This window comes from Pseudomonas sp. Z4-7, from assembly GCF_051131965.1.
Lineage (GTDB): Bacteria > Pseudomonadota > Gammaproteobacteria > Pseudomonadales > Pseudomonadaceae > Aquipseudomonas.
On sequence record NZ_CP071642.1, the window covers coordinates 5,018,871 to 5,044,320 of the forward strand.

Below are 25,450 nucleotides of genomic sequence, written 5' to 3' on the forward strand. Positions count from 1 at the left end.
CTAGAACTCCCGAGCCAACGCACGACGCGCCGTGTCCGGGCAGGCCAGTGCCTTGACCCACGCCAGCAGTTCGCGGCTGTCGGCGGGTTTGAGCAGTACCGCGTTGAACTCCAGATCCTCTGGATAATCCTGCGGCCTGCGTGGCGGGACCGCCGAATAAAGCATCACGGGCAGAGGGTGCCGGCGCTTGCGCACTTGTCGCAGCAGTTCCCAACCGTCCATGCCGGGCATCATCTGGTCGCTGATCAGCAGGTCGACCGGTTGTTCCGCCAGGCAGGCCAAGGCCGCTTCGCCGTTGGTCGCGATGCTCACGTCAAAGCCGTAGCCGGCCAGCAGGTCGTAGAGCCACTCGCTGTTCTGCTCGATGTCGTCCACCAGCAGCACATGCTTGCCATGGCCATCAAACGGCGCGGCGTTGTTGTCGACGATGCCGTTTTCGAGGTCGTGTTCCTCGGCGCATTTGAGTTGCAAGCGAAAACTGAAGTGACTGCCCTGCCCGGTGGCCTGGGGTTCGAGGCGGCTGTCCATGCGTTCGAGCAATTGCGTGACGATGGACAGACCAAGCCCGCTGCCTTCGTAGCGCTGCGCGTTGCGGCCGCGGCGGAACGGTTGCAGCAGTTGTTCGAATTCTTGCGGGTCGATGCCGATGCCGCTGTCGATCACGTTGAAGTGCAGTTCCACGGTGCCGGCGGTGGCGCCTGGACCTGCGCTCACTTCGAAGCGGATCTGGCCATCGCGGGTGAATTTTGCCGCGTTCGCCAGCAGGTTCATCAGCACCTGCCGAAGGCGTTTGAAGTCGGCTTCCACCAGCGGCGGCAGGTCATCGGCCAAGTTCGCCTCGAAAGTATTGCCCTGGCGCGCGGCGAGGAAACCCGCCTCATCTGCGATCTCGTGGAGGAAGCCGTACAGGTAGCCCGGTGCGAGGGTCAGTTGCATCTGCTCCAGCTCGCCACGGGAAAACTCGAGCATTTCGTCGATCAGCTCCAGTTGCTGGCGGGCGTTGCGCTCGATCGTCGCTTGATAGTCGCGGTTGGGCCCGGCGTGCAGCAGGCGTGCGTAGTCGATGATGCGCACCAGCGGCGAACGCAGGTCGTGGCTGATCCGTGCCATCAACGCGCTGCGGGCCGCCAGCGATTCACGCAGTTGCGAGGTGCGCAGCGCAACGGTGCTTTCCAGCCGTTCGTGTTCGGCCTGGCGTTGTTGTTCGAGGGTGGACAGGGCGTGCTTCTCGCGATTGCGGCTGCGGGCAACTTCCATGAGCAACGTACACACCAGCAGGACCACGCCGGCCAAGGTGGACGACAAGCTGTACTTGCTTTGCGGCGACTGCCAGGGCAATTGTTCCTGAGGGAAAAAGATCCGCATCAGCAGTTGCCCAAGCAATAGCGCCGGCACCAGCCAGGCCATCCAGCTGTAGCTCAGGCGTGCGCGCCAGGCCATGAACAGCGTGACGAGCAGCACGCCATAAAAACTGAACAGGGCCACCTGAACCATCTGCGCGCCCTGGACCGCATCGACCTTGAGCCACCAGAGCCGGCCGAAGATGCAGCCCAGCAGCGGCACCCAATAGCTCCAAGCGATGATCCTGGGCAGTTGGGATACCTGCAGCAGCACGCGGAAGTAGGCCAGAAACAGGACGAAAGAGATCGCGCTGGCGCAGGTCAGCAGCTCACGCGTCCAACCCAGCGCGCTCGGCCAGTAGATCAAATATCCGTTGAGGATGCAGGTCAGCAGGATATAGCTGAGGACCGCGCCGGCGTTCACGCTGAGCAGTCGCGAACGGAGGATCCCGCCGACGATCAGGCCGAACGGGACGACCAGCAGGACGATGCCGAGGGTGAGCCCGTCGCTCAGGTAGGTCTGTTGCTGACTGCGCAGCAGCGCCGCTTCGGACCACAGTTCCGGCTCCAGCAGCATCTGGAAGTTGCTCGTCACCCGGACCAACACCGTGGTGCGCTGCCCTGCCGCCAACGTTACCGGAAATGCCGGCTGACGCGCCGCCGGCTGCGGCCATTCGGCCAAGGGATAGGCGCCGCCGGCATGGGCGTCATGCCCCGGCTGATAGACGCGAATGTCTTCCAGGCGCGGCGCCCCGACGACCAGCATGCGCGAGCACGCCTCAGCGCTCGAATTGGTGAACTGCCATTTCAACCAGAACGCGGACCGGCTATAGCCCTGGGTCGGCCAGTGCGCGGTTGCAGAGTTGAAATCATTTTCGGGCAGCTGGGCGACTTGTTCCAGGCTCAGATTGGCCTGGGCGTCTTCGAAAATCTGCGCCGAGGGCATCAGGTCCAGTTGGTCAGCCCGGCAGATATCCACAGGCGCCGCGCGCAGCAGGCCTGTGGATAACAACGTTATCGTCAGCAAGAAAAACTGTAGTAGCCGCATCAGGCGCGCCCGGCCGACTCGATTTCGCTGGTGCCCAGGGTCTGCTGGCGAAACTGACTGGGCGTCATGCCGATTCGCTGGCGGAACGCCGTGGTGAAATTGCAGGCGTTGCGAAAACCCACCAGTTCGGCGACGTCTTGCACGCTCATGGCGCTTTCGGCGAGCAGATCCTGGCCGCGCCGCAAGCGGGCGTCGCGGATATAGGCAAACACGGTCATCCCCAGGTGTTCGCGAAAAATCGCCGAGAGGCGTTTTTCATGGGTGCCGACTTTTTGCGCGAGGATGCCGAGGGACGGCATGTCGTCCAATTGGTTTTCGATCAGGCGCATCGCCGCGCGCAGCACGATTTCATCGCCTTGCGGTTCCGGATCGGCCGGCCTTTCGTGGAGAGCCGGTGGTGCTCGCCAGGTCAGTTGCAGGTGGATCTTGATCCGCGCCAGCACTTCTTCGGGGGCGCAGGATTTGGGGATGTAATCGACCGCGCCGACCGTCAGCCCTTCGAGGCGCTCCAATGAAGTATTGGCCGATGACAGGAACAGGATCGGCGTCTGCCGTGTGGCCGGTGCCTCGCGCAACAGCCGGCACAGGCTGAAGCCATCCATTTGCGGCATGTGCACATCCAGCACGATCAGGTCCGGGCGCAGGGCGAGTGCCCGTTGATAGCCTTGATAGGCATCGCTGGCCAGGGAGATGCGCCAGGGCTGGGTCTTCAACAGGATGAGCGTGGCGCGGATGTCTTCAGGGACATCGTCGATCAGCAGAATATGCGGCAACGCGTCGGACACCGCCGAGCCCCCCGCCGCCGCTGCCGGCCTTTCGTATCGTCCGTTGTCCATTCGCCAGGTCTCTTGTTGTGTTCAGCCAGGTCACTGTCGCGAATTGCCAAGCGAGGAATTATGTACCGGGCCGGCAACAAATCGATATAGCGGCAGGTAAAGCGAGAACTGAAGCTATCAAATTTTTGAGGGGCGATAAACGGTCGTACGATTTGGGGCGTTCACTGATGCGGGGGATGCCGTTCGCTAAACCCCGTGGCGAGGGAGCTTGCTCCCGCTGGGCAGCGCAGCAGCCCCAAAGCAGCAAACCCAATTTACCTGACACACCGAGGTGCTGGTTCAGGGGCCGCTTCGCAGCCCAGCGGGAGCAAGCTCCCTCGCCACGGGGGCTTTATGCAATCAGAACGAGTAGCCGATCTGAGCGAGCAGTTGCGGGTTTTCCTGGCGTGTATCGCTTTGCGCTTCGCCGCCGGAGTGGCGCCATGCGACCGTTGCGTCGAACGACAGCTGGCCGTATTGAGCGCGCAAACCGACACCGCCGCCGGAGATGCTGCGGGTGTTTTCCTCATCGGCCCACTCGTTGTGGTTGATGCGCACCTTGCCGGCGTCCCAGAACAGGTAAGGCGTGAGCTTGTCGATCGGGTAGCGAAGCTCGATCTGGGTCAGCATGCCTTCGTCGCCCGAGCCTTCGCTTTGTGGATAAGCGCGTACGCCATCGATACCGCCGAGGCTGAAATCTTCTGAGGAGTCGAGGTTGTCGTTGCTCCACTGGCCGAGGAAACGGGCGAAGAGCGTGAAGTTGGCTGGCAGCGCTTGCAGGCGGGCGAGGTCGACATTCACTTTGCTGAAATCGCCTTCGGTCTGGGCAGTCTGACGGTCGCCTTCGCGCAGGGCCGAATCCAGCTTCAGGTCACCGTAGGTCAGCGTTGCGCCGCCGTAGGTGATGCCGCCGCCGAACAAAGTGTCCCTGACGTCAAACTGCAAGCTGATGGGCAGCGAGTTGCTGCTTTTTTCAAAGCTCAGGCCGAGCACTTCGTATTTGTCTTCAAGGTCCTTGTGCTGGTACTGCCCGGCCAGCATGAGGTTCGCCTGGTTGCTGCGCAGCAGTGGATAGCTCAGGCCGATGCTGCTGACTTCGGCAGTACCGGTCGCACCCAGGTCGGCGAATTCGGCGCCCAGGTCATAAGAGCTCTGGGCGTAACCGACGTTGCCACGCAGGCCAGAGGTGCCCAGTGGCATCGAGTAACCGAGGCTGCCGAAATACAGGTCTTCATCGGTGGCCATCACCGCGGCGCTGACGCGATCGCCCAACATCAGCGGGCTGTTCCAATCGCCTTGTACCGTCAGGCGGTTGCGCCCCGAATAGCGGTTGCCGTGGTTGTCCAGCGTGGCCTTGCCCTCGAAGGCCTCGGTTTTGCTCACCTGGGCATTGAGGTCACCGGTGCCAAGCGCTTCACCCGGACGGATGACCGGACGAACAGCCACGCCCGGCAAGTCGGAGAGCACCAATATGCTGCGCTCCAGGCGCTCACGCTCGATCACGTCGCCCGGCTGCAAGTCATCCAGGAACGGCTGCGCCTGGGCGGCCAGTTTTGCATCGTCGTTGACGGCGGTGACTTTGCCATAGCGGCCTTCGACGACGGCGATGGTCAGCTCGCCTTTTTCCATGCGTTGTGCCGGCAGGTAGGCGCGGGCGAAGGGGTAGCCTTGCTCGCGGTAGTAAAGCGTGACCTGCCGGGCCACTTCGCGCAGCGCATCCAGATCAAGGGCCTGACCGATGGCCGGGGCAACGACGCGTTGCAGGCTGGCCTCGTCGATGCGGGTGTTGTCGGTGAAGCGCACGGCGTTGAGCTGGACTTTGGCGCCGCCGACTTTTTCCTGTGCCGGCTGTGGTGCCTCGACATCCAGGCGAATGCTTTGCGGCAGCTCCTGCTGCGGAATCGGCAGTTCCTGCAGGATTCGGCCGGCGTCGGGAATCGGGCGTGCCGGCAGGGTCGCCGCCCAGGCCGGAGAAGTGGACAACAACGCCAGACCGGCGGCGCAGGACATCAGTTTGTTATGCATTGGATCAATCTCGAAAAATTCGGCTTGCCTGAGCCCATGACCACGTCCGCGGACGTGGCCAGGGGGCTCCTTCAAATGAAAAGGTGGATTTCAGGGTTCAGGGACGCATGGCCAGGCTTGGCAAGCGCACACCGCCACGCACGACGAACACGGTCTGCGGCGGATAGGCCGCACACGCGCCGCCGGCGGATACCCCGCCGTCGGAGCAGACGTTCCCGGCCAGTTCCCGCTCGCTGGCGGTGTCCTCGGCCTGGGCGGCCGAACCGCTATCGCCCGCATTGCTCTTCGCCCGAGTACCGCCCTGGTCCACCAGCAGAAGACCGCCGTCCTCGACGCCGTAGTCAGACCAGTCAGCCGGTTTCGGCTGGGCCGGATCGAGCTCCGGGGCATGCGGCGAATTCTGCTGCGCGCCAACGCGGGTTGCAAAGGCGACGCTCTGCCGGACGGCCTCATAGTCAATGGAGGAGGTCACGGTGAGGTTGGCGTTGGCCGGATTGCTGACGATCAGGTAACCCAGGTCAGCCAGCCCACCGATGTTGATCAGGTGCGAGCCCGGGCCGGAAGTCCCCACCGAGTACAGCGGGTTGCCGAGCATCTGCTTGGTGTCGCCGTTCCACAGACCGTTGGCGTCATAACCGCCGATACCGCCGCCGTCGAAGGTGGTGCTGCCGTCGAACACCTTGGTCTGGGTGGTCGTACCGTTGGTTGAAACCACCAGGGCCGGTTGCTCGCGGTACACGGCATGCACGCCGCTGTTGCCCAACGCCCTGCCGAAGTTGCTCTGCTGCTCGTCGCTGTTGTAGCGGAAATTGCCGCTGCCATTGCCGACCACATCGACCATCCGGGTGCTACCGGCAAGGCTGCCGGTGTAGATCACCGCCCGGCCACCAACGCCGGTAGACACCGTCACGCCGGCATCAGCCTTCACATCACCGCCCGCGGCCACGCCCGCCGAAGCCGATTGACCGGCGTTGAGCACGATCGCATTGGAAGCGTTACTGGTGGTGCTGACGTTCTCGGCCAGGGTGATGTTGCCGGTCGTCGTTACGACCTGGACCTTGCCAGAGTTGCCGATGCCGACGATCTGGTCCAGCTGGGTGCCGTCCAGTGCCGTCTCGGTCAACCTGCCGACGATGACGTCGCTGCGGTTGACGAAGTTGACGTCCTTCGCTCGGCTGGCGATATCGCCGACCCAGTTGCTGGCATTGCGCAGGTCGAAATCACCACCCTTGAGCGCCAGGCCATCGGCGGTGATATTGCCGTTGGCATCCTGGGTGGTCTTGCCGCCGATGTTCAAGAACACATTGCCGCTGGTGGCCAGCCCTTCGTTGATCGCCAGATCGCCTTGGGTGCCGATGCTGACGTCGCCGCTGTTGTTCACTCCAGTCGTGGTTTTGACCAGATTGCCGTTGCCATCGGTTTCAGTCAGCGTGCCGACCTTCAGATTGCCGGTGTTATTGAACGCGACCTTGCCCGCCTCACTGGCGATATCGCCGACCACGTTGCCGTTGTTGCGCAACTCGAAATCGCCACCGTTGAGAGCCAAACCATCGGCAGTGATGTTGCCGTTGCCGTCCTGGGTGGTCTTGCCGCCGATGTTGAGGAACACGTTGCCGCTGGTCACCAGCCCTTCGTTAATTGCCAGATCACCTTGGGTGCCGATGCTCACGTCGCCGCTGTTGTTCACGCCAGTCGTGGTCTTGACCACGTTGCCGCTGCCATCGGTTTCAGTCAGCGTGCCGACCTTCAGGTTGCCGGTGTTGTTGAACGCAACCTTGCCCGCCTCGCTGGCGATATCACCCACTACGTTGCCGTTGTTGCGCAACTCGAAGTCACCGCCGTTGAGGGCGAGGCCGTCGGCAGTGATGTTGCCGTTACTGTCCTGCGTGGTCTTTCCGTCGACGTTGAGGAACACGTTGCCGCTGGTGGCGAGCCCTTCGTTGATTGCCAGATTGCCTTGGGTGCCGATGCTGACATCACCCGTGTTGTTCACGCCGGTGAGGCTGGTCTGCGTGCCGTCGGCATGGGTCGCGGTCAGCGTGCCCACCTTGAGGTCGCCGCTGTTGTTGAAGCGGACTTTGCCCGCCTCGCTGGCGATATCGCCAATCACGTTGCCCGAATTGTTCAACGCGTAGTTGCCGCCCAGCAGTACCAGGCCGCTGGCATCCAGCTTGGCCCCGACGTCGCTGGACTGGGTGGTGTTGCCCCCTACTTCCAGGGTGATGATGTCGTCGGCACGGGTTTCGCCATTGTTGGCGTCATCCCGTGGGCCGTTATCAATGGTGATGCCTTTGGCCAGCGTCAGGTCGTGATCGGTTTTCAGGGTGACCGCCTCATCGGAGGTGATCCCCACGGTACCGTCCACGACGCCCACCGTCAGGTCGCCGTTGCCGGCGAATTTCAGGCTGCCGACATCCGCGGCGATGACACTCACGTCATGCCCGCCCTTGCCCAGGTTGAAGTCACCTTCGCCGCGCAAGGCCAGTTCGTCCGCAGTGATGGTCGCGCCAGTTGCCTGGGTCGCGCCTTTGCCCGCGTCGACGCTCAGGGTCAGGCCCTTGCCGGTGGCGCCGTCCTCATCGCTGCCTTCGGGGTCCTTGAGCGCCAGATTGCCCAGCAGGTCCAGGACGCCGTTGGCGACCAGGGCCAGGTCGTCCTTGAAGGTCGCGCCTTCATCGTCGACGGTGATGTTGCGCGTCTTGTCGTTACCGATGACGACCTTGTCGAAGCCATCCTGGATATTCGCCAAGTCAGCGTCGGACAGCACCAACGGATCGTTAGGCCCGGTCACTTCCGGATCATCGCTGCCGCCCAGGTGGATATCCAGGCCATCGGTCTTCTGCTGCAGGGTGAGGCTGCCGCCACCGGAGACGCTCGCAGCGAGGTCGATTTCGTCGGCGGTCAGGCTGGTATCGCCCTGGGTGACCAAGGCCTGGCCGACGGTGAGGGTGTCGGAGACAAGGTTCAGGTCGCCGGTCTGGGTCATGCCGGCAACCGGTACGCCTTGCGGGTTTGCCGGAGTCTGGCTGTCGGGAATGGTCACAACGCCAACGGTCAGGTCATCGACATCGGCAAAGCTGACCGTGCCGGTGTTGCTGGCGATGGTATTGACGTCGTTGCCGGCGTTGTCCAGGTCCTGGACGGCACCGTTACCCAACAGCACCAGGCCATCGGCAATAATGGCGCCGCCAGCGGTCTGGTCGATCTTGCCGCCATTGCTTTGCAAGGCCAGCACCGGAGCCGGCTTGTTGTCGTCGTTACCGGTGCCCGGTGCATCCGCCACGGTCAGTTGGTCATTGATATGGATGTTGCCGGTACCGGCATCGAGGATCAGGCTGTCGTTGAAGCGGGTTTGCTCGATGACGTTGATGTCACCGGTCATGTCCGCGCCGCCGATCTTGACGGAGGTGAACCCATCGCCCAATGCGCCGATGTCGGTGCCGGTCAGCTCCAACGCTCCGGGGGCATCGCCGGTGCTGCCGCCCACGGCGATGTCTTTGCTCGGGGTGTTGGTTTCCAGAGCGATGCTGCCGTTGCCGGTAACGCTGCCAACGCCACCGTTGAAGTTGATATCGTCCGCCTTGATGGACAGGTTGTTGTCGGTGCTGTTGAGGCTGCCGTTGAACGTGATCGAACTGCCCTGCAGGCCCTTGCTGCCGGAGGTGTTGGTCTTGATGTTGTCGACGTACAACGAGCCGCCGACCTGCTTGCCGGCGGTCTGGTCGAAGCTGCCGGAAACGAAGACGAACTTGTATGTGCCAGCCCTATCAGCCGTTGCCGTGCGGGTTTGCCAATTCACCGCGCCGGTACCGTTACCCGTTTCGTTCAGGATGATCTGGTATTCGCCGGTGTTGACGTTCAACAGATAGCCGAAGACATCGTAGGTGTCGCCGCCCGCGACCGGTTTGTAATCAAAACTGACCGCTTCCCCTGCCGCCAGCGAAACCGTGCCCTCGCTCACGACCGAAGGGCCGCGCATGATGCAGCCGGCGGGCGCGTTGAGGCAGTTGGAATTGTTCTCTGTACCCAGCAGCAGCGCAGCGCCGCCGTCCTTGCCCTGGCCAGCGGCGGCAACCGGGGTGAGCGGTTTGTAGTTCATGTCGCCCTGGTCGCCAGGCGAAACACTCGGCGCATTGCCGTTGGTTGGCGAGGTGGTCGGGAGCGTCGGGTCATCCGGCGATACCACGCCGTCGACCACGGTGACGCCGGTGAAGAACTGGGCGATGGACGTCTGCCAGCCGACCAGGCCGTTTTCGAAGTCGGCGTTCAGGAACTGCGAAGTGCCCAGCTCGACGGCGCCGGTGTAGACCTGCTCGCCGCTGGTGAAGACTTTCGCGCCGTTGATATAGGTTTTGCCGGCGCCGCTGGTGGTCGCGTACAGCGAGCCCAACGCGCTGTTACCGCCGACCATGTCGCTGAAGATGATCGAACCTGAACCGGCATCGACACGCAGTTGGCGGTTGTTGGCTACCGCGTCGGAGTCCACCACGCCGGCAAACACGACGTTGCCGCCGTTGCTTTTCAGGCTCACATCGGTGTTGAGCGCGACTTTGCCGTTGAGAATCAACGCGAGGCTGTTGCCATTGCCGGCGCCACTGGCGTCGATATCACCGTTGAGGAAAATATTGCCGAAGACGTAGCGGCCGGTTCCGCCGTCGTTGTGCCCGGACTGCAAGGTCAGCGTCCGCTCGCCGCTGATGCTCGACGGGGTGTAGTCGCCATTCCAGTGGATGCTGTTGTCAGCCTTGATCGCCACATCGGTGCCGCCGGCCAGGGCCGTATCGATCGCGTTGAAGCCAACCGTGGCTTCTGTCCCGTTGGCGCCGCCGGTCAACCCTCCGTTACCCGGCCCCACCGTGACGCTGTCCGGGTCTAGCAACCACAAGCCGCCCTTGCCGTTTTTAGCCGAAGCATCGGCCGCCTTGCTCACCGCCAGCTTCGCACCGCTGGTCTCGATCTTGCCGCCGTCGCCGCCCTTGGCGCCGCCGGTGGCTTTCAGGGTGCCGTCCACGCGGGTCACGCTGCCCGGCCTCTTGACATCCGACCAGGCCACCACGGTACCGCCCTTGCCGTTGTCGGTGGCCGATGCGTCGAGCACGGCACCTGCGGCGATGGTGGTCTGGCTGGCCTGTTTGATCGACGGGTCCTTGCCTTGCCAGCTGCCGCCCACATTGATTTCGCCGCCACCCTTGGCGCCGGTGGCGTCGAGCACGGCGCCTGCCTTGATCGCCACGCGCTCGCCAGTCACGACGATCTTGCCGCCCTTGGCGGTGTCGGAGGACACATCGATACGCCCAGCGACTTGCACATCGCCATGGTCACCCATCAGCGTGACCAGACCGTTTTCACCGATGTCCAGGGAGCGTGCTTCGATCAACCCGGTGTTGTTGATGACGGTGCTTGCGAGGGTTTCCGCCGCACGGGCGGTCAGCAGGATGCGCCCGGCATCGGCACGAATGGCGCCGCCGTTTTCGATCAACGCTTGAAGCGCGCCTTCTTTCACTTCCAGTTGCACCGGCCCGCCCAGGTCGAGCGTCACGACACTGCCGGCGCCGAGCAGGACATTGCCCTTGTGCGCGGTGATATTGCCTTCGTTGACGATTTTTGCGGCGATCAAGGCAACGGTGCCGCCTTGCGCTGCATTGATGTTGCCCTGGTTGACCACCGAGGCGGCACTGTTGCCACTGAAACGGTAGTTGCCAGCGAGAAAATCTTCGGTGCTCAAGTTGAGCGTGGAGGCCACCAGGCCGCCCACATCAACCTGTGCGCCGGGGGTAAACAGTACGCCGTTGGGGTTGACCAGGAACACCTGGCCGTTGGCTTTCAGCGCGCCCTGGATTACCGATACATCCGAGCCCAGCACACGGTTCAAGGCGACCGACGCCTTGCCAGGCTGGACGAATTCGACGGTGTTGCCTTTGCCGATGGAAAAGCCCTGCCAGTCGATCGCGAGCTTGTCGCTGCCCTGGTGAATGGCCATGTTGTTGCCATTCTGCTGAATGCTGCCGTTACCCGCGACGATGTTGCCGCCGGTGGGCAACGCTCCCGCCGCCGCTACCGAGGCGAAAAGTCCGCCGCCCACGCCGATGACGAGGCTGAGCGAGGTACGGCTTTTATCCTTGCCGTGGCTCTTGACCAACTCGGATGCCACCTGCCATGCGCCCATCACGGCATTCCAGACGACTCGGTAAACTCTGTTCATTTTTGTTCACTCATCCTTAATACGGCGGGCCGTGCCATGACGACCAGGCGGTTCGCTGTCGACAAATCAAATGGAAAAACCGCCTCCGGACGGATGACGGCTCGAAAATCCCACAGTGCTCCGCGCCATCATCTCTGCCGCCTGCGGAGCGCACCTTTGCTTGAGCGCCCGCGGCTTTTGATTGAAGGGATCGAGTGAACTTTTTTTCACAAAGGGTGGGTAAAGTGCGCTGGAAGGAGGCTGGTCGCCTCGTCGTGGGCGACCTATGCTGAGGCGGTCCCACTTCGACAGGCAGACGTTGATGATCCGATGCAAGCGCGCCTACGAAACCGCCAGCGCCGAGGACGGCGTGCGGGTTCTGGTTGATCGCCTATGGCCGCGTAATTGCCGCAAGGATGCGCTGGCGATCGATACATGGCTGCCAGAAGTTGGGCCTTCTCATGAATTGCGCAAGGCGTTCAAGGCGGGGGCGGTTTCGTTTGCCGAGTTCGATGTGGCGTATCGACGAGAGCTGGCGGCCCGGCCGGAACATTGGTGGAAGTTGGTGGATATCGCCAGGGACGGGACGCTGACGTTGGTGTATGCGGCCAAGTCGCCGGTTGAGAATAATGCAGTGGTGCTGGCGCGGTGGCTGGAGGACGAGGTGGAGAAGCGGGCGGATTCGAGTTCGCCGGTTTGTTATCTGGGGGAGTTTCCGGGGCGTTGAGTGGGCCGGGTTGGGGCTGCTGCGCAGCCAAGCGGGAGCAAGCTCCCTCGCCACGGGGTCGGTGGCTGTCCTTGTCACCTGTGGGAGCGAGCTTGCTCGCGATGGCGGTAAACCAGCCGCCATTCAGGTTGCCTGTCCTGCCCCTATCGCGAGCAAGCTCGCTCCCACAGTAGTCTGTGCTCGACCAATCAATCAAAATCGGCTTATTGGTTTGCTTGAGGTTGGTGGTGTGCAGCTGGGATACGCAGAGAAACCATAAGGAAACAGACGTGATGGCAGCTCGTTTTGATCCATTGGTTCATATCGATTGGAAAACACCGGGCAGCGACTTGCTCGGGCTGTTGCAGCATTACTATCCCGACGTCGGTGTGTTTGCCGGCCCGGGGTTCGAGGCGTTGTTGGATGAGCTGTCCAACGAGATGCCCGAGGTCTGCTTCGAGGCGTTGGCACCGGTGTTGGCGGGTCAGGGTTATGACTTGTGGAACCTGGATGCCGGTGGCGATGACTATCGGCCGGTGATTTTTCCTTCCGATCAGCGTGAGGCGTTTGCCCAGCATTGGCAAAGCCCTCGCGGGGAGCCAAGGTTCACGGCGACGTTGATCGAGCCATCTGCGGTAAAAGCACCCAAGCCGGCCAAACCCAAGCGCGGCAAAGTCAAGTGGTTGCAGGAAGTCCATGACTATCCAGGCCCCACCTATGTGCATGAATACAACTACCGCAACGGCTGGGCCGCGATTACAGAGCAGGACGAAAACCGTTGGCTGTGCTTCCTGATCGACTACAACCAATGGCCGCCCGCCGAGCAGGACATGCTCGATCAGCGCACCGATGGCGTGGACGGCGCCGATCTGCGGCTGATCGACGCCAACGCCCAGCGCAGCCTGTGGAGGCGCCAGATCAAACACGGCGATTACAGTGCGGATGATCGGTTCAAATACGAGGTCCTCCGGGGCGATGCCATCAAGGATTTCGGCCCTGCCGAAATGCAATGGCAGGCATTCGAAGAGCCTTGTGTCGTGATGGATGAGGAGATTTTCGAACGTCAGCGCATTTACCAGCCCGAGCATCTGACGCGAATCTGGCGGATCACGGGGGACAGCAGCGAGGTGATCTTCGAGGATTCGGAGGAGCTGACAATCCTGCCCATCGGCCCCCGTCGCTTGCTGTTCATGCAGCACAACGGGAAGCGCTGCTGGGTCTGGAACCTGGACCCGCCGCACCAGGCCGTCCCCGCCAAACCGATGCCAGCCGAAGCCTACAAGCTGCGGCCAGCCACGGCGTATCTGGGCGGTGACGAGATTCTGCTGTTCAGCGAAGGCGCGCGGCAGAACCTCGAGCACGCGGGGTATCAGGAGACGGTGTTGCTGGCGTGGCGCTTCAACTTCATCACCGGCGCCAAGACCCAGGCGACGCTGGACGGCTTCGGCAGTGAGCTGCGCCAGGACACCCGCCTGCTGGTCACCCAGCCCAAGCAGGTGATCACATTGCGCACGTTTCATGGACAACTACACGTCGCGCGTGGGCATGGCGACTGGTGGGTTTGGAGCTATCGCGCCAATACTTTCGGCACACACACGCTGGCGTGGTTGTGGAACCAACGGAGCAACCAGGTGCTTAAGCTGACGTCCAAGGACCTGCCGCGGATCAAACCGGAGATTCGTTATGTGCCGGCGCAGGATCGGTATCTGGCGTTCGAGACGGAGTTTGTGGCGCGCTTGCCGGTATTCAGCGACATGGTCGAGGCTAAGGGTTGCGAAGTGTTGAGCTTCGAGTGAGCCACCGCTGCCGCACCGCGATCCGTTGAACCACATCAATCCCGTGGCGAGGGAGCTTGCTCCCGCTCGGCTGCGCAGCAGTCGCAAACCTGCCGACGTTTTTTTCCTGACACACCGCCAGGGGGCTGCTGCGCACCCCAGCGGGAGCAAGCTCCCTCGCCACGGGGGATAATGTGCTGCCAAGCAACCTGCGAAACCCGCGCGCCGGTGCGACCGGCCAGACATATGCCGCAACGGTCCTTGCATTGCCGGTCATGGAGCGCCTCACCAGAATGGCCCGCCTACTTGAAACGCAAAGGAACGCAATGCGCTTGATAAGGTAGGGGGAAAAAGGCTTTGAGTCGACCGTGGCTGCCGATGTTGCCGCGCTTACGGTCGAAAGCGCGCTGATGAACGGCTTCACCGTCTATGGGCCGGATCAGTTTCGAATACATTCGAGAATCCACGGAGGCATCGATATCGTCAAGGCCGTCAGGAACGGCGACTTGTTATTGGTGAGCATGGCGTTCGTCGGCTCGGGCGCTGGTTCGATGCCGCGCCAGAAACCGGAGCCTGAACCGGTTCGCAGGCGCCCGGAACGATGGCCGCAGCCCAAGCCACGCGAAGACCTGGTGTTTGCCAAATCCTGCAGCGCGGAAAACTGGTGCAACACAGGCGCCGGCACCGCCCGCGAACCGGCCTCGAATTTCGGCCGGATCATGGTGGCGGGCGCCATGCTCATGCCCTCGGCGAGTACCGCCATTGCCTCGGCCCTTGGCGCTGACCTGGCGCTGGGTCGCATCGCCGGCGGCGGGATCATGCAACAGCGCCTGACCTGGGCGCTACGCGGCGCCGGCGGCCCAGCCAGCGTCTTCGTCCTGGGCATGCTCCCGGCCAAGATGAACGACGGCACGCTGTACACCGATGACCAGCTACGCCGCCTGAGCCACGCCACCACCCGCGTGCGCTTCCAATTGCGCCGCGATGCCGAAGGCGTGCTACAGGTATACGGTATCCACAGCGGCCCGTCCGGCGACGACTCGGTGCGCACCGCGCAGGTGACCTGGAACGCCGACCAGACCGCCATGGAAGCCAAGCTCAACGACATCACCCTTATCTGGACGCCCCAGGAGACCCCGCATGGCTCGCTTCCACCGCTGACCTATCCGGAGGATATTGGCAAACAGCTGGACACGATCTTCGTCCATCCGATAGCGGAGGATGTCGACAGCCAGATTGATGGACTGCCGGGGGAAGACATCACGGCCGAAGACTGGATTCTGGTGTTTCCGGCGGATACGGGGCTGAAGTCGCTTTATGTGGTGTTTACCCGGCCTTTTGGTGGGGATCATAGTTATCATCCTGCTCCGAAATTGCTGGCTGCTTTTCCTGATGCTAAACGAGCGAAGAAAATGTCTAGTGTCCAGGGTGGAGGTCAGAAAAGGAGTCGTTGGAAAGACCGTAAAGGCAGGATTTATGAATGGGATTATGAAAATGGAAGAATTGAACTCTACGACAAACAGGGATCGCATCTAGGCGAATTCAACCCCGATACGGGCGAACGCACAAAAGACGCCGAGCCAGGACGAACCACCCCGAAGTGAAGGAGTCGAGCAGTGTATTTAGAAATTACCGGTTTTTTTTCAGAAGACCACGAGGACGATTTTATTCAGTTCGAACTCGACGTGGACTCCAAGTTTGAGCCAGCGATCATGGCTATTTTGGGCTGGGAGAGCTTGGCAGACGAGGTCGTCGGCGAATTGCCCTTAAGCATTGCGCAGGTTCGACAAATAGAACGCGTAATACAGCAACCACTACCTGAAAATCTCGACTTGTTTATCGGGGTACGGGCATAACATTGGGGCTGCTACGCAGCCCAGCGGGAGCAAGCTCCCTCGCCACGATGATGTGCTGGTTAGATCTGCGACAACCCGCGAAACCCGCGCGCGGCGTAATACGACTGCAAGCAATGTGGCAGATAAATACCCGCCATAACGCCATTTCCCAAACAACGTCCCGCCCAGCGCACGGATTAATAAGGAGCGATTATGCATTTGTGTATAAGTGGTTTTTTAATAGACAGTGAGAAAGATGACTCAATTAAATTCGAATTTGTTCCTGACAAAAAATTTAACGATCAAATCGTGCAGCTCTTAGGCCATAAGGATTTTTACGCCATGCCCGCAGGGGAATGGTTGCTTGCGGTGGAACAGGCAGATCAAATATCAGAGCTCATTGGATATTCGTTACCAACAGAATTAAAGCTGTACATCGGAGTCGAGGCCTAGCTCGAAATGGAAGTGGTTCGACAAACAGAGGAAGTTATTTGCCAAACATTGCCTGAAACCTGGACCTTTTTATCGGAATAAGAGCGTAACCCAAGAGCAGCGAAGAGGCGGACGATACATACGAGGTGGAACCTTGAAATACATTGTTGAGGCTTTTGACAGATCGAGCGAGTTCCTGGCTTTTGAGGTTGAGCTCCCCGAAAACTGCGACGTACGACTGAAACAAATCATGGGATGGACGGCGCCCCAGCGTGGCGATGAAGGTTATGACCTGAGCCCTAGCCAAGCCGCGGCTATTGAAGTACTAGTCGGCAAACCATTTTACGACCACGATCATATCTTCCAGCTCACCTGCAACATTGATTGAGGAGATACGTACCGAGTGAATTGAGAAATAGGAGCTCTATGTACATATCTATCAGTGGATTCTTACCGGACGAGGAAGAAGATGATTCGCTTCAATTCGATCTCGATTTGGATGAATCCTTCAACGGTCAAATCGTGCAGCTTTTAGGCCATGGAAGTCTTAACGCAATGGCTAAAGGGGAATGGCTGCTGACGAATGAACAGGTCACAGAAATTTCTAAAATTATCGGCGTACCTCTCCCAACAAATCTGGATTTGTTTATTGGTGTCCTAGCCTAGCTGGCGTCCAGCTACCGCACCGCCTCCCCCTGTGGATAAACATCACTGACATTCAGCGATAACTGCGCAGCCACTTCGTAGCCATCGGCCTTGGTGAAGTTCAACTGGAATTCCTGGTACGCCGGGCCCTTGGTCCAGCGGTTGACTTGCAGGTCCTGATACCGGGAGCTTTCTCCCGGCGCAAGCTGGCCGAACTGTGGATAACCCGCGTCGGCAAAAATCCTGTCTGCATCGAACCAGTCCAGTTCTTTTCCGAGACTCACCGCGGGTCCCACCGCCGCCCACGCCTCTGGCGTGACTTTCTGGCCAACGTCCAGGAAGAGCACTTTGCTTTCTTTCGCAGCGATCAGGAATGGCAAGGTCATCGGCATTCCCGTGGAATCGAGCAGCTTGGATTTCATGCCGATGTACTGCCCGCCGCCCTCCTCTCGGCGCTCCCATATTCGCCAGTCAATGACGCTTTCCGGATTGAAGCTGTTGTTGGTGAGGATGATCTTGTAACGCTGTTTGAAGAGCACCGGGAAGTCGGCGTGGGGCTTGAAGAACGAGATTTTGTCGTGTTCAGCACCGACACGGACGATGATCGGCGTCTTTCGACTGGCGATGCCGTCCTGGTATTGCTGGTAGCTGAAGAACGCGGACGCGATGGAGACGACCAAGGCGAGTGTTGCAATGACATCCGTTCGGGTGAGGGTCTTGAACCATTTGATCATGGGTGGCTTATCCAACACTGAGTGAAGTCCATCGCCTATTTCCCCCGACCACTGCTGCGCGCCGCTGTGGCCGCACGCTCCAGCGCTTCGCTGAAGACTCGCTGCTGGTCGTCGTCGAACTGCGCCAGGAACAATTCGTCCACCGCCTCTTCGTAGATTTTCCACATTTTCTTGCGCAGCACTTTCCCGCTCTCGGTGATGGCGGCGTACGCCCCTCGGCCGTCATCGCTGGCGCGGCTGCGGGTGACCAGGCCTTCCGCCTCCAGGCGGTCCACCAGGCGGGTGAGGTTGTAGCGCTCGATGGCCATGACATCGGCCAGTTCGCTCATCCGCCGGGCGCCGTCGGGGCCGCTTTCCAGGCCCCATAACGCGTCGTACCAGGCGTAGGCCGGCAGCCCGGCGGCCGCCAGCCGACGCTCGATTTCGCGGATCAGGCAACGGTGGGCCCTGACGAATCTGAACCAGGTATCCGGCTCGCTGGATGACATGCAGCACCTTTCTCAAGAAATCGATTTAGTTGCAATTGTAGCGCGCGGCAGGCTAAGTTCTGGCACATAGTTGCAAGTGCAACTACAAAATTCTCGAAGGTTGGCGTCGACCCACGCCCCTTAGTCAGGCACCAAACGACTCGGTGCTGCTGCACTGTCCAGGAGACGACAACGATGGCACAACAATCCATGTTTCTCGACGAGGATCCACAAGAGACTCGCGAATGGCTCGAATCCATTGAATCGGTGGCGAGTGTCGAAGGGCGCTCTCGTGCCCACTACCTGATCGATCAGATGCTTGATTTCGACGCCAACCGCCACGGTGATTTCTACGGGCGCGTGACGACGCCCTACGTCAATACCATCCCGGCCGACCGCCAGCAGCCCTACCCCGGCGACCTGGCCGTGGAGCGCCGGATCAATGCCTATATCCGCTGGAACGCGCTGGCCATGGTGCTGCGCGCCGGCAAACATTCGAACGTCGGCGGGCACATCGCCTCCTACGCGTCGGCGGCGGTTTTGTATGACGTTGGCTTCGAGCATTTTTTCCGTGGTCGCACCGAGCAGTTCGCCGGTGACATGGTGTACATCCAGGGCCACTCGTCACCGGGCATCTATGCACGCGCCTATCTGGAAGGACGCCTGAGCGAAGAACAGTTGGATAACTTTCGCCGCGAGACCGACCGCGACGGCGTTTCGTCCTATCCGCATCCACGGCTGATGCCTGACTTCTGGCAGTTCCCGACAGTGTCCATGGGGCTGGGGCCTATCACGGCCGCGTATCAGGCCCGGTTCATGCGCTACCTGGAAGATCGCGGCCTGAAGGAGCACCAGGGCCGCAAGGTTTGGGCGTTTCTCGGTGATGGTGAAATGGACCAGCCGGAATCCCTGGCGGCGATTTCCCTGGCGGGCCGGGAGAAGCTCGACAACATCATCTTTGTCGTCAACTGCAACCTGCAACGCCTGGACGGCCCGGTGCGTGGCAACAGCAAGGTGATCCAGGAATTCGAAAGCCTGTACCGGGCGGCCGGCTGGAATGTGATCAAGGTGATCTGGGGCAGCGGCTGGGATGCCCTGCTCGAGAAGGACAAGAGCGGCCTGCTGCGCCAGCGGATGATGGAGTGCGTGGACGGCGATTATCAGAACTACAAATCCCAGAACGGCGCCTATGTGCGCGAGCACTTCTTCGGCAAGTATCCAGAGCTGCTGGAGCTGGTCAGCGACCTGAGCGACGACGATATCTGGAAGCTGTCTCGCGGCGGCCACGACCCGGAAAAAGTCCACAACGCCTATGCCGCCGCCATGCGCCACACCGGCGGGCCGACCGTGATCCTGGCCAAGACCGTGAAGGGTTTCGGCATGGGCGAAGCCGGCGAAGGCCAGAACATCAACCACCAGCTCAAGAAAATGGGCGACGACGCGGTCAAGGCGTTCCGTGATCGGTTCGGTCTGGAACTCAGCGATGACCAGCTGGGCGACATGCCTTACCTCAAGCCGGCCGCGGACAGCGTCGAGGCGCTGTACCTGCAAGCCAGGCGCAGCCAGTTGGGCGGCTATATCCCGGCCCGTTTTAATGCCGTGGCGCCGTTGCAGGTCCCGCCTTTGTCGTCGCTGGATACACAACTCAAAGGCACTGGCGAACGGGCGATCTCTACCACCATGGCGTTCGTGCGCATCCTCGGCACGCTGCTCAAGGATCCGAACATCGGCAAGCTGATCGTGCCCATTGTCCCGGACGAATCACGGACCTTCGGCATGGAAAGCCTGTTCCGCCAGATCGGTATCCATTCCCACGTCGGCCAGTTGTATACGCCGCAAGACGCCAGCCAGTTGAGCTATTACAAGGAAGCCCGGGACGGCCAGATCATGCAGGAGGGGCTAAACGAGTCCGGCGGGATTTCTTCATGGATCGCCGCGAGTACGTCCTACAGCACCCACGGCGTGATGACGGTGCCCTTCTACATCTTTTATTCGATGTTCGGCTTCCAGCGCGTCGGCGACCTCGCCTGGGCCGCCGGTGACGCCCGGGCTCGCGGCTTCCTGCTCGGCGCCACCTCCGGCAGGACCACGCTGATGGGCGAAGGCCTGCAACATGACGACGGCCACAGCCATGTGCTGTCCTCGACCATCCCCTGCTGCGTGTCCTACGACCCGACCTACGCCTATGAATTGGCCGTGATCATCCAGGACGGCATGCGGCGGATGTATGCCGAAAACGAAGACATCTTCTATTACATCACCGTACTCAACGAAAACTACGCCCACCCCGCAATGCCCGAAGGTGTCGAGCAAGGCATTCTCAAGGGCATGTATCGGCTCTCGGCGCCTGAAAAGCCTGTCGAAGGCAAGCATGTCCAACTGATGGGCTGCGGTTCGATTCTTCAGGAAGTGGTCGCGGCGGCGCAGTTGCTGGAGCAGGACTTCGGCGTCAGCAGCGAAGTCTGGAGCGTAACCAGCCTGACCGAACTGCGTCGCGACGGCCAGGAAGCCGAACGCTGGAACCTGCTGCATCCCGAGCACGCGCCGCGTATCGGTTATGTGGAAAGTTGCCTGCAGGACAAACAGGGGCCGGTGGTGGTCGCGACTGACTATATGAAGATATTCGCCGACCAGATCCGCCCGTTCGCACCCAATCGACGCTTCGTAGCCCTCGGCACCGACGGTTTCGGCCAATCGGATACCCGTGAGTCATTGCGCAGGTTTTTCGAAGTGGATCGTCACTTCATCGCACTGGCGGCGTTGAAGGCCTTGGCCGATGACGGGAAAATTCCCCGGGAAAAAGTAGCGGAGGCAATCAGGCTCTACGGTATCGATCCGCAAAAGCAGAACCCTGCGAAGGTTTGATTCTGAGCCGCATGGCGGTGACCGTCGGGCACAACCATGCACATTGACCAACGTTGTGGGAGCGAGCCTGCTCGCGAAATCGGTCTGTTAGTCAGCGCAGAGGTTGATGTGGATTCCGTGGCGAGGGAGCTTGCTCCCGCTCGGCTGCGCAGCAGTCGCAAAAAAAAGCGGGGGCCGCTTCGCAGCCCAGCGGGAGCAAGCTCCCTCGCCACATCAGCCCCCCGCCGCTGCAGAGAAGCACTCCATGCGGGCTTGTTCGCGAGCAGGCTCGCTCCCACAGTGGTGCGCGGTTACGGCGCCTTCGACTCCACCACACCCCGGACCCGCTGCTGCATGTTGATCAGATGCAACCGCATCGACGCCCGCGCCGCTTCGCCGTCCCGTCGCGCCAATGCCGCGTAGATCTGCTCGCGTTCACGCACCACCAATGCTCGATTTTCAGTTGCCATCGCTGGCAGCGCCTGCTGGACCACGGCGATCAGGGTATTGCCGACGTGCGCCATCGCGTCGATAAAAAAGCTGTTGCCGGTGCATTGGGCAATCTGCCGATGAAATTCGAAATCCATCCGGGCGCTGTTGTCGTCCGTTGCGTCGGCGGCATTCGCCGCATCCAGCGCTTCGCGTATTGCCAGCAACTGCTCCGGCGTGGCGCGTTGCGCAGCGATGCCGGCCGCTTCCACTTCCAGGCTCAGGCGCAGTTCGATGACGGCCAGCGCGTCATGGGCGCCGCCCTTGATGTGCTTGCCGCCCTGGAAATCACCCGGGCGCGCGGTGTCGACGACGAAGGTGCCGATGCCATGGCGCGTCTCGACCAAGCCTTCGGCCTGCAGCCGCGACATGGCTTCGCGGACCACGGTCCGACTGACGCCGCGCTCCTTGATGATCACCTGTTCGGTCGGCAGTTTGCTGCCCGCCGGCAGCTCGCCTGCGAGTATCTGCTGCGTCAGGTCGACCACCAGTTGCTGAGTCATGCTCAGGCGTCGATCGGTTGTGACACGCTCCATTGCACCTATCCATCAAGCCAGACGATCGCGGCATTATAGCCGCGACCTTGGGCCAAAACTCACTATAATGCCCGCTGATCACACTAGAGCACGCCGATGACGGACCAAGCGTTATCTCCATTGAACAAGCCGCGCCGCCTGGCCGAAACACTGGTCGACCGTTTTGCCCAGCGCATGCGCGACGGCATTCTGAAATGCGGCGAAAAGCTCCCCACCGAAGTGCACATCATGGAAGCCGAGGGCGTCAGCCGTTCGGTGGTGCGCGAGGCGCTGTCGCGCCTGCAGGCGGCGGGGTTGGTCGAGACCCGCCATGGGGTCGGTACGTTTGTCCTGGATATGCCGGCGCCGGAGGGGTTCACCCTCGGGCCGGCGACGATTGCGACGTTGTCGGACGTACTCAATTTGCTGGAGTTTCGCCTGAGCCTGGAAGTGCAGGCCGCCGGCATGGCCGCCGAACGCGCCACGCCCGAAGCCCTGGCCGAACTGGCCCAGGCGCTGGAGGCGTTGCTGCAAGGGCCGGAAAAATCCGGCACCACGATCAACGCCGATTTCCAGTTCCATCTGAAAATCGCCAAGGCGGCCGGCAATTACTACCTGATCGACATCATGAAGCACCTGGGTACAAAGCTGATCCCGCGCACCCGGATGAACTCCGCCTACTCCGGGCAAAGTGATCGCAGCGCCTACCTGCAGGGGATCAACGCCGAACACCAGCAGATTTTCGATGCCATCGCCAGCCGCAATGCCGACGCGGCGCGGGCGGCCATGTACCTGCACTTGAGCAACAGCCGCATGCGCCTGTGTGAAACCCAACAACGCCAGGCGTTCTACAACGAATAACCTTTGTTCCCTGTGGGAGCGAGCCTGCTCGCGAAGACGGGGGCACATTCAATGCTGATGCAAGCGGGCCCACCGCTTTCGCGAGCAGGCTCGCTCCCACCCTGATCTCCAGTGTTCATTGCATTTACATACACAACAAAGCCCCTGTGGGAGCGAGCTTGCTCGCGAAGGCGGCAGCACATCCAACATCACCGCCCCAGACAGACAGCTATCGCGAGCAAGCTCGCTCCCAAAAGTTGATCCCGGTGATCTCGCGACTCAGAAGAAGTTGTATTGAATACCCACCCGCAAGCGCAACTGCCGATCACTGTCCACCGAGTTGACCTTGATGTCACCGACCTCAAAGAACGGTGCCCAACGCTTATCCCACTTGTACTTGACTACGGCATTCTGCTCATAGTCGTCAGTACCGCCGTTGTAACGAATGTAATCGGCATCGAAGTAAGTCAGTTGGTATTCATAGGCCCACGGCCCCTGGTTCGCATAGTTGATGTAGACGTCATAGCGATGGATCGTCTGGTCGTCCTGGCCATTGTCCGGCACGTCGTGATCCACCTTGTCGCGGTCCAGTTTGCTGGCGTCGTAACGGTAACGCCCGGCGATGCTCAGTTCCTTGGTGATCTTGTAGCCCAGGCGCAAGCCCATCTTGTAGGTGGTGGACTCCTCGTCGCTTTCCATGGCGAACGAAGGCGTCAGCGTCCAGCGGTCGTCGATCTTGTGCTGGTAGTTGACGGTGAATTCATGGCCGCTGCCGACAGTGTTGTCGAAGGCGACATCTTCCCGATCCCCGGCGGTCTTGTATTTGAGTTCGCCTTCCAGGCCCACACCGTTATCCAGCCTGATGCCGAACTTGGCACGGTCGGCGTGCATGCGGGTCTTTTCGGCGTATTGATGGCGAACGTTGATATAACCGGTATCGGCCTGAGCGATTACCGAAGTGAACAATGAAGCGATCGACAAAACGGTGAATATCTTTTTCATGTTTTTTATTCTTGTTGGTTGAAATCAATAGTTGGGGTTAACGTCAAATCGCAGGCGAGCGCGTGCGCGCATTGAAACTTGCGGTTCAACGTGTGTGGCGGTTTAAACAGTTACAGCGGCTTGGTTACTTCATACGGCGATGGGTATTCGCTGTAAGTCGCGACTGGCTTGCACCAGCAAACGGGTGTACTCGTGGGCGGCGCCATCGCTCGCCAGCAACTGGCTGTCGAGGGTTTCCACCACCCGGCCCTGTTGCATCACCGCCAGCCGATCACACAAGTGCGCAACGACGGCCAGGTCGTGGGTCACCATCAGGTAGGTCAGACCTTCCTGACGACGCAGATCAGCCAGCAGATTGAGAATTTCCGCCTGCACCGAGACGTCCAGCGCCGAGGTTGGCTCGTCCAGCAGCAATACCCGCGGCCGCAGGATCAGCGCCCGGGCAATCGCCACGCGCTGGCGCTGGCCACCGGACAACTGATGCGGATAACGAAAGCGGAAGCTGTCGTTCAAGCCGACCTTGCGCAGGATCTCGCTGACCTTTTTCCCGCGCCCGTCGATGCCGTGGATGCGCAGCGGTTCCTGCAACGCGGCGTCGATGGTGTAGCGCGGATGCAACGAAGCGTAGGGGTCCTGGAAAACCATCTGCACGGTGCGGTAGTGGTCCAGCGGCAGCTTGCGCGTCACCGCCCTCCCGGCGATTTGCAACCGTCCCGTCCAGTGCTGGTACTGTCCGGCCAGGCAACGCAGCACGGTGGTCTTGCCCGAACCGGACTCCCCCACCAGGCCGAATGCCTCGCCTTCGCCAACGCTCAGGTCGACGTCGTGCAATACCGCGTTCAGTGCCGCGCCGGTGCCAAAACTGAGGTTCAGGCCGGCGATTTCGATCATGTTCATGACAGGCTCCTCAAGCGTTCAACCAACGTGGGTCGCGCTGCAGCACCGGCAGCGTGGCGCGCGGGTGGTCCAGGCTTGGCAACGCGGCCAACAGGCCTCGGGTGTAGGGATGGGTGGCGTTATCCAGGTCAGCGGCGGCAATCGACTCAACCACCCGGCCGGCATACATCACCAGCACGCGATCACAGAAATGCCGCACCAGGTTCAGGTCGTGGCTGATGAAGATCAGTCCCAGGTCACGCTCGCTGACCAACTCCTCCAATACGTTTAGCACCTGCCGGCGCACCGACACGTCCAGCGCCGAGGTCGGCTCGTCGGCGATGATCACCTGAGGATCGGTAATCACCATCATGGCGATCATGATCCGCTGGCCCATGCCACCCGAGACTTCATGGGGGTACAGGTCATAGACCCGTCGAGGGTCTCGAATGTGTACCTTGCCGAGCATGTCCAGCGCCCGTTCCCGGGCTTCGCGATGGGGCACCTTGTGATGGGCGAGATAGGCTTCGGCGATCTGCTCGCCGACTCGCACCACCGGGTTCAGCGAGTACTTCGGATCTTGCATGATCATCGACATGCGCGCGCCACGAATCGCCTGGATCTGCTTTTCGCTGGCCTTCAGCAAATCGATGTCGGCAAAACGCAGGGTCTTGGCGGTGACCCGCGCCGTCGGCGGATGCAAGCGCAACAGGCTGCGGCCGACGGTGGATTTGCCCGAGCCGGATTCACCGACGATGGCGAGTTTTTCCCGCCTCAGGTTGAACGACACATCACGCACCGCCAGGGAAGTTTTGCCTGCGTTGCGAAACTCCACGCACAAATCCTGCACATCCAGTTTTATCTCAGTCATGGGAGGTTCC

Annotated in this window: 19 protein-coding genes; 9 read left to right on the forward strand and 10 right to left on the reverse strand. The window is 61.0% G+C overall.

Translation table 11 applies throughout. From position 1 onward, the window contains the following. The 4 genes from J3P91_RS22515 to J3P91_RS22530 form a co-directional block, all read right to left on the reverse strand. Window positions 1-2,388, reverse strand: coding sequence for a 7TM-DISM domain-containing protein (locus tag J3P91_RS22515; protein ID WP_434601791.1), 2,388 nt, complete (start codon window positions 2,386-2,388; stop codon window positions 1-3). After that, window positions 2,388-3,224, reverse strand: a complete 837-nt coding sequence (locus tag J3P91_RS22520; protein ID WP_434571944.1) for a response regulator transcription factor — start codon at window positions 3,222-3,224, stop codon at window positions 2,388-2,390. The genes J3P91_RS22515 and J3P91_RS22520 overlap by 1 nt, the downstream gene beginning before the upstream one ends. Window positions 3,225-3,563: 339 nt before the next feature. Then, window positions 3,564-5,228 (reverse strand): ShlB/FhaC/HecB family hemolysin secretion/activation protein, encoded by a 1,665-nt coding sequence (locus J3P91_RS22525; RefSeq protein ID WP_434601792.1) that lies wholly within the window; start codon window positions 5,226-5,228, stop codon window positions 3,564-3,566. Between the two features lie 97 nt (window positions 5,229-5,325). Then, window positions 5,326-11,430, reverse strand: a complete 6,105-nt coding sequence (locus J3P91_RS22530) for a filamentous hemagglutinin N-terminal domain-containing protein (protein ID WP_434601793.1) — start codon at window positions 11,428-11,430, stop codon at window positions 5,326-5,328. 301 nt (window positions 11,431-11,731) lie between these two features. Between J3P91_RS22530 and J3P91_RS22535 the strand changes: the two genes are divergently transcribed. The 7 genes from J3P91_RS22535 (at window position 11,732) to J3P91_RS22565 (ending at window position 16,823) form a co-directional block, all read left to right on the forward strand. After that, window positions 11,732-12,136, forward strand: coding sequence for a DUF488 domain-containing protein (locus tag J3P91_RS22535; protein WP_434601794.1), 405 nt, complete (start codon window positions 11,732-11,734; stop codon window positions 12,134-12,136). Window positions 12,137-12,408: 272 nt separating this feature from the next. Beyond that, window positions 12,409-13,911 (forward strand): hypothetical protein, encoded by a 1,503-nt coding sequence (locus J3P91_RS22540; RefSeq protein ID WP_434601795.1) that lies wholly within the window; start codon window positions 12,409-12,411, stop codon window positions 13,909-13,911. A 347-nt stretch (window positions 13,912-14,258) separates the two neighbouring features. After that, window positions 14,259-15,494: an S-type pyocin domain-containing protein gene (locus J3P91_RS22545; RefSeq protein WP_434601796.1), complete on the forward strand. Its 1,236-nt coding sequence runs from the start codon at window positions 14,259-14,261 to the stop codon at window positions 15,492-15,494. Between the two features lie 12 nt (window positions 15,495-15,506). Beyond that, window positions 15,507-15,746, forward strand: coding sequence for a pyocin S6 family toxin immunity protein (locus J3P91_RS22550; RefSeq protein WP_434601797.1), 240 nt, complete (start codon window positions 15,507-15,509; stop codon window positions 15,744-15,746). Between the two features lie 192 nt (window positions 15,747-15,938). Continuing rightward, entirely contained in the window at window positions 15,939-16,178 is a 240-nt protein-coding gene (locus J3P91_RS22555) for a pyocin S6 family toxin immunity protein (protein WP_434601798.1), read from the forward strand. Window positions 16,179-16,311: 133 nt separating this feature from the next. Continuing rightward, window positions 16,312-16,545 (forward strand): DUF7683 domain-containing protein, encoded by a 234-nt coding sequence (locus J3P91_RS22560; RefSeq protein ID WP_434601799.1) that lies wholly within the window; start codon window positions 16,312-16,314, stop codon window positions 16,543-16,545. Between the two features lie 38 nt (window positions 16,546-16,583). Next, window positions 16,584-16,823, forward strand: a complete 240-nt coding sequence (locus tag J3P91_RS22565) for a pyocin S6 family toxin immunity protein (RefSeq protein ID WP_434601800.1) — start codon at window positions 16,584-16,586, stop codon at window positions 16,821-16,823. An 11-nt stretch (window positions 16,824-16,834) separates the two neighbouring features. Here J3P91_RS22565 and J3P91_RS22570 read toward each other — a convergent pair whose 3' ends face one another. Then, window positions 16,835-17,536, reverse strand: coding sequence for a hypothetical protein (locus J3P91_RS22570; protein WP_434601801.1), 702 nt, complete (start codon window positions 17,534-17,536; stop codon window positions 16,835-16,837). 35 nt (window positions 17,537-17,571) lie between these two features. Beyond that, window positions 17,572-18,024 carry a MarR family winged helix-turn-helix transcriptional regulator gene (locus J3P91_RS22575; RefSeq protein WP_434571933.1) on the reverse strand — a complete coding sequence of 151 codons (453 nt, stop codon included), beginning with the start codon at window positions 18,022-18,024 and terminating at the stop codon, window positions 17,572-17,574. 174 nt (window positions 18,025-18,198) lie between these two features. On the opposite strand from J3P91_RS22575, the gene aceE reads away from it, so the two are divergent. Beyond that, window positions 18,199-20,868: a pyruvate dehydrogenase (acetyl-transferring), homodimeric type gene (aceE, locus tag J3P91_RS22580; RefSeq protein WP_434601802.1), complete on the forward strand. Its 2,670-nt coding sequence runs from the start codon at window positions 18,199-18,201 to the stop codon at window positions 20,866-20,868. Window positions 20,869-21,158: 290 nt separating this feature from the next. On the opposite strand, the gene J3P91_RS22585 is transcribed toward aceE, so the two are convergent. Beyond that, window positions 21,159-21,872, reverse strand: a complete 714-nt coding sequence (locus J3P91_RS22585; protein WP_434601803.1) for a FadR/GntR family transcriptional regulator — start codon at window positions 21,870-21,872, stop codon at window positions 21,159-21,161. Between the two features lie 96 nt (window positions 21,873-21,968). On the opposite strand from J3P91_RS22585, the gene J3P91_RS22590 reads away from it, so the two are divergent. After that, window positions 21,969-22,712, forward strand: a complete 744-nt coding sequence (locus J3P91_RS22590; protein WP_434571929.1) for a FadR/GntR family transcriptional regulator — start codon at window positions 21,969-21,971, stop codon at window positions 22,710-22,712. Window positions 22,713-22,970: 258 nt separating this feature from the next. On the opposite strand, the gene J3P91_RS22595 is transcribed toward J3P91_RS22590, so the two are convergent. The 3 genes from J3P91_RS22595 to J3P91_RS22605 all read right to left on the reverse strand — a co-directional run bounded on the left by J3P91_RS22595 (window position 22,971) and on the right by J3P91_RS22605 (window position 25,440). Continuing rightward, window positions 22,971-23,693 (reverse strand): oligogalacturonate-specific porin KdgM family protein, encoded by a 723-nt coding sequence (locus J3P91_RS22595; protein WP_434601804.1) that lies wholly within the window; start codon window positions 23,691-23,693, stop codon window positions 22,971-22,973. A gap of 129 nt (window positions 23,694-23,822) precedes the next feature. Continuing rightward, a complete protein-coding gene (locus J3P91_RS22600; RefSeq protein WP_434601805.1) occupies window positions 23,823-24,590 on the reverse strand; it encodes an ABC transporter ATP-binding protein in 768 nt (255 codons plus the stop codon). A 10-nt stretch (window positions 24,591-24,600) separates the two neighbouring features. Further along, window positions 24,601-25,440, reverse strand: a complete 840-nt coding sequence (locus J3P91_RS22605; RefSeq protein WP_434601806.1) for an ABC transporter ATP-binding protein — start codon at window positions 25,438-25,440, stop codon at window positions 24,601-24,603. Between the last annotated feature and the right edge of the window lie 10 nt (window positions 25,441-25,450).